This is a genomic window from Muriicola sp. (assembly GCF_041567615.1).
In the GTDB taxonomy this organism is placed as follows: Bacteria; Bacteroidota; Bacteroidia; order Flavobacteriales; family Flavobacteriaceae; genus Muriicola.
The window spans coordinates 1-9305 of the sequence record NZ_JBFGBM010000104.1 but is presented as its reverse complement, the minus strand read 5'-3'; the positions used below and the strand labels follow the sequence as shown (position 1 = coordinate 9305).

The following is a 9305-nucleotide window of genomic DNA, read 5'->3' as shown; positions in this document are numbered from 1 at the left end:
CTCATCATAGAAGGGGATATTCCGGAGATGGTTATATAGACTTCTCAATTACCAGAGTTTACAACTTTATCCAATATTTTAACAACAATTATTGCCGGTTTTTTTCGTTCTATTATTATTTTAGGAGCCCTTTGAAAATGAAAGAACTAATCCTAATCTTAACCCCAAGTAGCTATGGACACAAAGACTAATCAGGCGCCCTCCGAAGAAAAGGTACAAGTCTACAGGAACGATTTCTTTCACGGCGTTTTACAACTGGCAAAAAAGTTGTTCATGTTCTGATACCGGAACATGAGAGAAGAAAGGAGTAAAATCACAGGTTTTACTCCTTTTTTTATTAGTTTTCGGCTCATTCGCCTGAGTTGTGGAACTGGTCATGAAGCGTTGTACCCCGGAAGACCTGGAAGATCTTGTAGAGATCTCCCGAAAGACATTTTCAGACGCGTTCGAAGCCGTGAACGACCCTGAGGATTTTCAAAACTATCTCAACACGGCACTTTCTTCAAAGGTTCTATTGAATGAATTGCAAAGCCCCTTATCCCATTTTTATTTTGTGTACAGTGAAGAGATGATCGTAGGTTTCTTCAAATACAATGAAGGAGAGGCACAAACAGACCTGAAGGATCCTCAGGCCATAGAACTGGAACGCATTTACGTCCTAACCGAATACCAGAATAAGGGCCTCGGCAGACGGATGATAAATGAGGTGATCCAAAAGGCGAGCGAAATGGGGAAACGATATATCTGGCTTGGGGTTTGGGAGGAGAATCCGGGTGCCATCGCCTTCTACGAAAGCCTTGGTTTTGAAAAGTTCGGGAAACACCCCTATTATATTGGGAAGGACAAGCAAATGGACTGGTTAATGAAACTGCAATTGCCTACCTTGTAAAATCAAATTTTAGATATGAGAACACTTTGGCTTCTATTGCTTGTTCTTTTGCCGAGTACTTCTTCAAAGGCACAGGGAGAATACTATTTTCCAGACAGAAATGCTGTTTGGACGACCCGCTCTCCGGAGAAAATGAATATGGATGCTACTGCCGTCAACGATGCCGTAAAATTTGCCATGAACAATGAATACTCGGGATCCAGGGACCTGAGAATTGCGATCCTTAAAGGTTTCGAAAGAGAGCCTTTCCACGAGATCCTGGGGCCCACCAAAAAGAGGGGCGGACCGGCCGGGATGATCCTGAAAAATGGATACCTCGTCACATCCTGGGGGGATATCGGGAGAGTAGACATGACTTTCAGTGTCACGAAAAGCTTCCTCTCCACAGTTGCGGGCCTCGCAGATGACAGGCAATTGATCGCATCCACATCTGACAAAGTAGACACCTATATCTGGGACGGTACTTTTGGCGGGGAACACAACGCCAAGATCACCTGGGAGCATTTACTGCAGCAAACCTCCGACTGGTCTGGGGAACTCTGGGGTGGACTCGACTGGGCAGACCGGCCTCCGAGGGAAGGGGATCTTGACGACTGGAAATTCAGGAAACTCAATGAACCCGGAACCGTAATGGAGTACAACGATGTCCGCGTAAACCTGCTGGCCTATTGCCTTACCCATGTCTGGCGCAAAGCCCTGCCGGCAGTGCTCAAAGAGGAAGTGATGGACCCTGTAGGGGCGAGTTCTACCTGGAGGTGGTTTGGATATGAGAATGCCTGGACCGAGGTAGACGGGGTTGAGGTGAAATCCGTTACTGGCGGAGGGCACAGCGGAGGTGGGATCTTTATCAACACCCTCGATATGGCACGCTTCGGACTGTTATTCCTCAACAAGGGAAAATGGGGTAAGGATCAGGTCATCAGCGAGGCCTGGATCCAAAAAGCCACAACCCCTTCAACTCCCAATCCGAATTACGGGTATCTCTGGTGGATTAACACTAAGGGAGATAGGCACTGGGAAGGATGGTCAGAGGATCTATTCTACGCTGCCGGTTTTGGGGGAAATTTTATAGTAGTCGACAGGGAACACGACCTGGTAGTAGTTACACGATGGCTTGAACCCTCCCGCATGGGCGAATTCATGGCCATCCTGCGCAAGGCCCTATGATCAGATCACATTGAGGATCTCCGCAGCCTCGAGGAGGGTGTCATCGGTCTTTGCGAAACAGAAGCGAAGGTGTTTCTGGTCCAGATTTCCCAGATTGAAGACAGAAACGGGTATACTGGCGATCCCTCTTTCCTCTATGAGTCGCCTGGAAAAATCCACATCCCCTTCCGCGGTGATCCGGGAATAGTCCAGCAACTGAAAATAGGTGCCTTTACTCGGGGTAAAAGAGAAGCGCGAAGGACGAATCGCCTCGAGAAACATATCCCGTTTCTTCTGGAAAAGTTCGGGCAGACCCAAATAGTGGTCCGGTTCCGCCAGGTATTCGGCCAGGGCCCTTTGGATAGGGTGGTTGATGGCGTATACATTGAACTCATGAACCTTGCGGAATTCCTTCATCAAAGGTGCCGGGGCGACACAGTAGCCCATCTTCCAGCCGGTTACATGAAAAGTCTTCCCGAAGGAGGCCATGACAAAACTGCGCTCGGCGAGCCCGGGGTATCTGGATACACTCCGGTGTACTTCCCCGTCAAAGACCATGTGTTCATAGACCTCATCGCTCAAGACCATGATGTCAGTGTTTTTAAGGGATTCCGAAAGTTCTTCCAAGTCATTTTCAGAGAGGATGTTCCCGGTGGGGTTGTGGGGGGAGTTGATGATGACCAGGCGGGTCTTCCCGGTGATAGCAGCCCTGAATTCGTTCCAGTCGATCCGGTATTCCTTTCCTTTCATTTGAAGGGGCACGACACTCCCTCCGTTAAGCTCAATGGCGGGCTCATAACAGTCGTACGCAGGTTTGAACACGATCACCTCATCTCCTTTGTGAACCACCGAAGTGATGGCTGTAAATATCCCCTGGGTGGCTCCGGCTACCATGGTGATCTCCTTATCCGGATCATATGCCTTGCCATAGAGGTGCTTTATCTTCTCGCAGATGACCTCTCTCAGGGAATAGATACCCTCCATAGGGGCGTATTGATTGTATCCGGCCTTCATGGCCTTCGACACCAGGTCCAGCAGTTTGGGGTCGGCCCCGAAATTCGGGAACCCCTGACTCAGGTTGAGAGCCTGATGCCGGTGTGCCCATTTTCCGACCACGGTAAAAATGGAGGATTGCAGTTCGGGGAGTTTGGAAGGAAGGTGTTCGATCAAGGGAAGGGATTTAGAATTCTTATTAAAGATAGTAAAATGGGTGCTGGCACGAGGCCATAAAAAACCCCTGCCTTTGCGGACAGGGGAGTATTGCACTAGTCTTTTTTTTATCCCTTGACAGATGCGCTCAGGTACTCTCTGTTCATCCTGGCGATGTTCTCCAGGGAGATCCCTTTGGGGCATTCCACTTCGCAGGCACCTGTATTGGTACAGTTGCCGAAGCCTTCAAGATCCATCTGCCTCACCATATTTAGTACCCGGTCTGCAGCTTCAACCCTACCCTGGGGTAGAAGCGCAAACTGTGATACCTTGGCCGAGGTGAACAGCATGGCACTCGCATTTTTACAGGCAGCCACACAGGCACCGCAACCGATACAGGTGGCGGCATTGAAGGAAAGGTCTGCTTTTTCTTTTTCAATCGGAATGGCGTTCGCATCTACAGTATTCCCGGAGGTATTCACAGAGATATAACCTCCCGCCTGCTGTATTCTGTCGAAAGCAGAACGGTCTATGATCAAATCTTTGACGACCGGGAAAGCCTTGGCCCTGAAGGGTTCTATGGTGATGGTATCACCATCCTTGAAACTGCGCATATGCAGCTGGCAGGCAGTGATACGGGTGTCCGGTCCGTGGGGCCGTCCGTTGATCTGGAGAGAACAGGTTCCGCAGATCCCTTCCCTGCAGTCGTGGTCGAATTCAACCGGTTCTTCGCCTTTAGAGATCAGCTCTTCATTGAGGATGTCGAGCATTTCCAGAAAGGACATGTCCCCTTCAATCCCGTCGAGGGTATAATCGACCATTTTTCCTTTGGAGGAGGCGTCTTTCTGGCGCCATATCTTCAAATATATTTTCATAGCAATTTATTTGTATGATCGTGTCTTCAGTTCAATATTCTCATATACCAGTTCTTCTTTGTGAAGTTTGGCATCTTTGGGCTCGCCCTTGTATTCCCAGGCGGCCACATATTTGTAATTTTTATCGTCTCTCAAGGCCTCACCTTCCGGGGTCTGGTACTCTTCCCTGAAGTGTCCGCCACAGGACTCGTTGCGCTCGAGGGCGTCTTTGGCAAAGAGTTCACCGATCTCCAGGAAATCAGCTACCCTGCCCGCCTTCTCCAATTCCTGGTTCTTGGAATCCGCAGTGCCGGTCACTTTGACGTTTTCCCAGAAATCAGCACGCAGCTCGGCGATCTCTTTTATGGCTTCTTTCAGGCCCTTCTCGTTCCGGCTCATCCCGCATTTGTCCCACATGATCTTCCCGAGTTTCTTGTGGTAATAATCCACGGAATGCTTGCCTTTTCCAGACATGAGTTTCTCTAGCCTATCCCTGACGTCCTTTTCGGCCTTGTCGAATTCCGGGCTGTCTGTCGGGATCTTTCCTGTCCTGATATCGTTGGACAGGTAGTCTCCGATGGTGTAGGGCAGGACAAAATATCCGTCTGCCAGACCCTGCATCAGGGCAGAAGCCCCGAGGCGGTTGGCACCGTGGTCGCTGAAGTTGGATTCTCCGATGGAATAACACCCGGGCACGGTGGTCATCAGGTTGTAATCTACCCAGAGTCCGCCCATCGTATAGTGCACGGCCGGATAGATCATCATAGGGGTCTTGTAGGGATTCTGGTCTACGATCTTTTCGTACATCTGGAAGAGGTTCCCGTATTTGGCTTCGATCACTTCTTCTCCCAGCTTTCTGACCGTTTCCTCATCGGGATCCTGTATCCCTGAAGTATAGGCTTTCTCCGTTCCGTATCGTTTGATAGCCGATGCAAAATCGAGGTATACAGCCTCTCCTGTTTTGTTCACTCCAAATCCGGCATCACACCTTTCTTTGGCAGCGCGGGATGCCACATCCCTGGGGACCAGGTTTCCAAATGCAGGATATCGTCTTTCCAGGTAGTAATCCCTGTCTTCCTCGGCAAGTTCGGTAGGCTTCAATTTCCCTTCCCGAATGGCTTTTGCATCTTCGAGTTTTTTAGGCACCCAGATCCGTCCGTCATTCCTGAGCGACTCAGACATGAGCGTGAGCTTAGACTGATGATCTCCTGAAACCGGGATGCAGGTTGGGTGTATCTGGGTAAAGCACGGATTGGCGAAGAAGGCACCTCTTCTGTGGGTCCTCCAGGCCGCCATTACGTTGGCTCCCATACAATAAGTAGAGAGGAAGAACAGGTTTCCATATCCTCCCGAGGCGATGACCACGGCGTGGGCAGAGTGTCTCTCAATCTCACCTGTGACTAGGTCTCGGGCAATGATCCCTCTTGCTTTTCCATCGATCACGACCAAATCCAGCATTTCGTGACGGGTGTAGGACCTGATCTTTCCACGTTGGATCTGGCGATTCATAGCTGCATAGGCACCCAGCAGGAGTTGCTGCCCGGTCTGACCTTTGGCGTAGAAGGTACGGGATACCAGGACCCCTCCGAAGGATCGGTTGTCCAAAAGCCCACCGTATTCACGAGCAAAAGGCACCCCCTGTGCCACACACTGATCGATGATATTTCCGGAGACTTCGGCAAGACGGTAGACGTTGGCTTCCCGGGATCGGTAATCCCCACCTTTGATGGTATCGTAAAAGAGGCGGTAGTCACTGTCCCCGTCTCCCTGGTAATTCTTGGATGCATTCACACCCCCCTGGGCTGCGATGGAGTGGGCCCTCCGTGGGGAGTCCTGGTAACAGAAGGTCTTGACGTTATACCCCAGTTCGGCAAGGGTCGCAGAAGCAGATCCTCCGGCCAAACCTGTCCCTACGACGATGACGTCGATATTCCTTTTGTTGGCGGGGTTTACCAGGTTGATCTCGTTCTTATGTTTGGTCCATTTCTCGGCCAGAGGCCCTTTTGGAACTTTTGAGTCTAGAATGCCCATATGTTAGTGTATTATCGGATTAAAATGGTGATAGATGGCGATAAAGGCAAAACCCAGGGGGATTGCCACGGCATATATCTTGGTGAAATTGACAATGGATGGGGTATACTTGTTGTTGACCCCCATGGTCTGGAAGGATGAGGCGAAACCGTGCCACAGATGTAGTGAAAGGAGCCCGAAGGAAATCACGTAGATGAGCGTTCGCCAGAAAGGGGCAAACTTTTCAACGGTCTCTGCGTAATACCGCGTGGGGTCTTCTGGATTTGATTCCACGTATTTGTAAGCCATTTCGTGTATCCAGAAATCGTAAAAATGCAGGCCCAGAAAAGCCAGGATCACCGCTCCTGAAATGATCATGTTTCTCGATACCCAGGGAGCATTTGCTCCTCCCTTGAATTGTACGTATTTGACCCCCCTTGCCCTGTTGTTTTGGATCTCCAGCACAAACCCCATCACGAAATGGATAACGACTCCTGCGATCAGGATGGGCTGCATGATAAATTGCACAATGACATTGTATCCCATGAAATGGGACAATTCATTAAAAGTTTCCGGAGAAATCACTGAAGTAAAGTTGATTGTGAAATGCAAGGCCAGGAATAAGACCAAAAAAAGGCCAGAAAGGGCCATCACCACTTTTCTGGCTATGGATGATTGTATGATTTTACTCATTACAGTTAATGTTTAGGGTCACAAATTTACGGCAGAACCCCCGCAATAGCAAACGAAATAGGCCAATACTTACCGTGTGTTGAGCTAATTTTCACAGGTGTTTAACCCTGTTGAATCCATGGGGCTAAAAGAGGCGATTTTTCCCATGGAAAATTCAACAAAATTTCGTCTTCCCTTAAGAAGGCTTTAAGGATTCTTTCGAACTACTCTATGACCACAGGGGTCCTTACCTCTTTTCCGTTCCCGCTGAGCACCAATTCATAAGAACCTTTGGGCAGATAGGTCTTGCCGTCATCGGCCGTTTTGAGTTCTACCTTGTTCTTAGACAGGTAGGCGAGCTTCCCAGCTTTGGTAAAAGCCACGTCATAGGACAGGATGTTAAAGCCCTGGTCTGCCTGCATCTCAAAACCGCTTACCTCGATCCCGTCCAGGGTCTGGATCTTTGCCGTGTAGGTCCTTTTCTTTTTGGAGTAGAATACGATATCGATTCCCGGGGTGTTCGGTTCAGACCAGTTGCTCCAGGAACTGCCCCAACGGCTCGAATGTTTGATCGCCGGGATATCGAATACAAAGAGTTCCTCCCCGAGTTTTTCCTCCGTCATTAGCTGAAGGTGGGCGATATCTGCCTTGTAGATACTCCTTCCGTGTGTTCCTGCCAGCAGGTGTTTCTCTTCGGGTTGTATCACCAGGTCGTGCACGGCGACATTTGGGATCCCGTTCTGGAACAATGCCCAGGAATCACCGCGGTCAAAGGAAAGATAGAGACCGTTATCCGTTCCCACAAATAACAGGTTCTCATTTACCGGATCTTCCAGGATCACATTCACAGGGGATGCGGGTAGTCCTGATCCTATGTTCTTCCAGGTCTTACCCAGGTCCTCACTGAGGTAGACGTACGGAGTAAAGTCGTCCCATCGGTATCCGTTCAGGGAAGCGTATACGCGTTCCTTCTTGTGTTTAGAAGCGGCCACCCGACTTACCCAGAGGTCTTTTGGGAACTGTCCTGAGATCAACTCCCAGTTGCCTCCCCCATTGTCGGACCTGTAGATAAGCCCGTCGTCACTACCCGTGTACAGCAAGCCGAATTTCATAGGGGATTCAGAAATCGTGGTGATGGTGCCGTAAGCCACATTCCCTTCTTTCCCTCCCTTGGTGAGATCGGCTGAGATCGCTTCCCAGTCGTCTCCCCGGTTGAGAGAACGATGCAGTTTGTTCCCTCCGAAATAAACGATATCCTGGTTGTGGGAGGAAAGCAGGATGGGGGTCTGCCAGTTAAAGCGATAGGGTTTTTCTCCCAGTTCGTGCTTGGGCTGTATGTTCTGCCTGTTCCCGGAAGACAGATCCAGGCGGTAATAGTTCCCGAACTGGAACCCGGTATACACGATGTTCGGATCCCTTCTGTCTATCTGTACCTGCATCCCGTCCCCACCCATAATGGATTTCCAGGGATAGTCTCCTGTCTGATGCCATCGACTGTTCTCCTCAGCATTGTGCGGCCCCTTCCATACCCCGTTGTCCTGCAGGCCTCCATAGACGTTGTAAGGTTTCTGGTGATCGATATTGATAGCGTAGAACTGGCCCACTTCGGGGGAGTTGTTTTTGATCCAATGAGCCCCATCATCATAGGAAATATTGACCCCTCCGTCATTCCCGTTGATCAGATGTCCGGGTCTTACCGGGTTGACCCAAAGGGCGTGGTGGTCTGAATGCACATTGTCCCCATCTATGGCTTTATAGGTCTTACCCCCGTCCTCAGATGCGATTAGCGGAACCCCGGCCAGGTAGATCTTTTCGGGGTTGTTCCTGTCTACCCGGATCTGGGCAAAGTAATACCCGTAGCTGTAGAACAGGTTATCTATATAATCCTCATTCTGTTTCTTCCAGGTACGGCCCCCGTCGTCACTTCGATAAACCTCCGCCCCGATCACCGGTGTATCGAACAGGAGCGAATTGGCGTCCTCCAGGTAGGTTGCCAGATCTGCGGGTTTGACCGCCCCGCTTTTTATCATCCCCTTTACGTTTTCTGCCTTGTATTTTTCCTGGAAACCGTTCTCTTTCAGGAAGTCGTTGAGTTCCTCATTTTTGAGATCAAGGAATTGCTGCACACTCATTTGCTTGAAGTCGTCCTTGGTAAGGCCTTCCTCCTTTTCCTCGCCCTTCTCTTTTTTCTCCCTGCGGTACTGGTTGTCGTGTACGGCATAGACGAGATTATTGTCAAAGACCGCCAGGCCGATACGCCCTACCCCGTCTCCGGTCGGGAAACCGGTGTTTGGGCCGGTGACAGGCCTCCAGGTATTCCCACCATCTGTGCTTTTATAGATGCCGGAACCTTTCCCATTACCTTTAAAATTCCAGGCTTTCCTGTCCTTGTCCCAGGCCGCCGCATATTGAATATTGAAGTCGACCGGCGAGACGGCAAGGTCGATAATCCCAGTCTCATCATTGACAAAAAGGGTCCTTTTCCAGGTCTTCCCTCCATCTGTGGTCTTGTACACCCCTCTTTCCGTATTTTCTGAATAAAGATGTCCCGTGACGCCTACCACCACTTCATTCATATTGTCCGG

General features: G+C 50.0%; 7 protein-coding genes. 2 read left to right on the top strand and 5 right to left on the bottom strand.

What is annotated here, in order from left to right; all coding sequences use genetic code 11:
- Positions 1 to 364: 364 nt before the first annotated feature.
- Positions 365 to 889 (top strand): GNAT family N-acetyltransferase, encoded by a 525-nt coding sequence (locus tag ABYP73_RS08365; protein WP_372974020.1) that lies wholly within the window; start codon positions 365 to 367, stop codon positions 887 to 889.
- Positions 890 to 904: 15 nt separating this feature from the next.
- On the top strand, positions 905 to 2056 hold the full coding sequence (locus tag ABYP73_RS08360) for a serine hydrolase domain-containing protein (RefSeq protein ID WP_372945409.1): 1152 nt from the start codon (positions 905 to 907) through the stop codon (positions 2054 to 2056).
- On the opposite strand, the gene ABYP73_RS08355 is transcribed toward ABYP73_RS08360, so the two are convergent.
- The 5 genes from ABYP73_RS08355 to ABYP73_RS08335 all read right to left on the bottom strand — a co-directional run.
- Positions 2057 to 3205, bottom strand: coding sequence for a methionine aminotransferase (locus ABYP73_RS08355; RefSeq protein WP_372974019.1), 1149 nt, complete (start codon positions 3203 to 3205; stop codon positions 2057 to 2059).
- A 107-nt stretch (positions 3206 to 3312) separates the two neighbouring features.
- Positions 3313 to 4059, bottom strand: coding sequence for a succinate dehydrogenase/fumarate reductase iron-sulfur subunit (locus tag ABYP73_RS08350; protein ID WP_372945407.1), 747 nt, complete (start codon positions 4057 to 4059; stop codon positions 3313 to 3315).
- Positions 4060 to 4065: 6 nt separating this feature from the next.
- Complete coding sequence (locus ABYP73_RS08345) at positions 4066 to 6069, bottom strand: fumarate reductase/succinate dehydrogenase flavoprotein subunit (RefSeq protein WP_372945406.1); 2004 nt, start codon at positions 6067 to 6069, stop codon at positions 4066 to 4068.
- Positions 6070 to 6072: 3 nt separating this feature from the next.
- Positions 6073 to 6741 carry a succinate dehydrogenase cytochrome b subunit gene (locus tag ABYP73_RS08340; RefSeq protein WP_372974018.1) on the bottom strand — a complete coding sequence of 223 codons (669 nt, stop codon included), beginning with the start codon at positions 6739 to 6741 and terminating at the stop codon, positions 6073 to 6075.
- Positions 6742 to 6944: 203 nt separating this feature from the next.
- On the bottom strand, positions 6945 to 9305 hold a 2361-nt coding region (locus ABYP73_RS08335), incomplete at its 5' end, for a glycosyl hydrolase (protein WP_372974017.1).

Excerpts from the sequence above, each read along its gene's own strand:
- ABYP73_RS08350 (WP_372945407.1), bottom strand. The coding sequence starts at position 4,059 with ATGAAAATATATTTGAAGATATGGCGCCAGAAAGACGCCTCCTCCAAA.
- ABYP73_RS08360 (WP_372945409.1), top strand. The coding sequence starts at position 905 with ATGAGAACACTTTGGCTTCTATTGCTTGTTCTTTTGCCGAGTACTTCT.
- ABYP73_RS08345 (WP_372945406.1), bottom strand. The coding sequence starts at position 6,069 with ATGGGCATTCTAGACTCAAAAGTTCCAAAAGGGCCTCTGGCCGAGAAA.
- ABYP73_RS08340 (WP_372974018.1), bottom strand. The coding sequence starts at position 6,741 with ATGAGTAAAATCATACAATCATCCATAGCCAGAAAAGTGGTGATGGCC.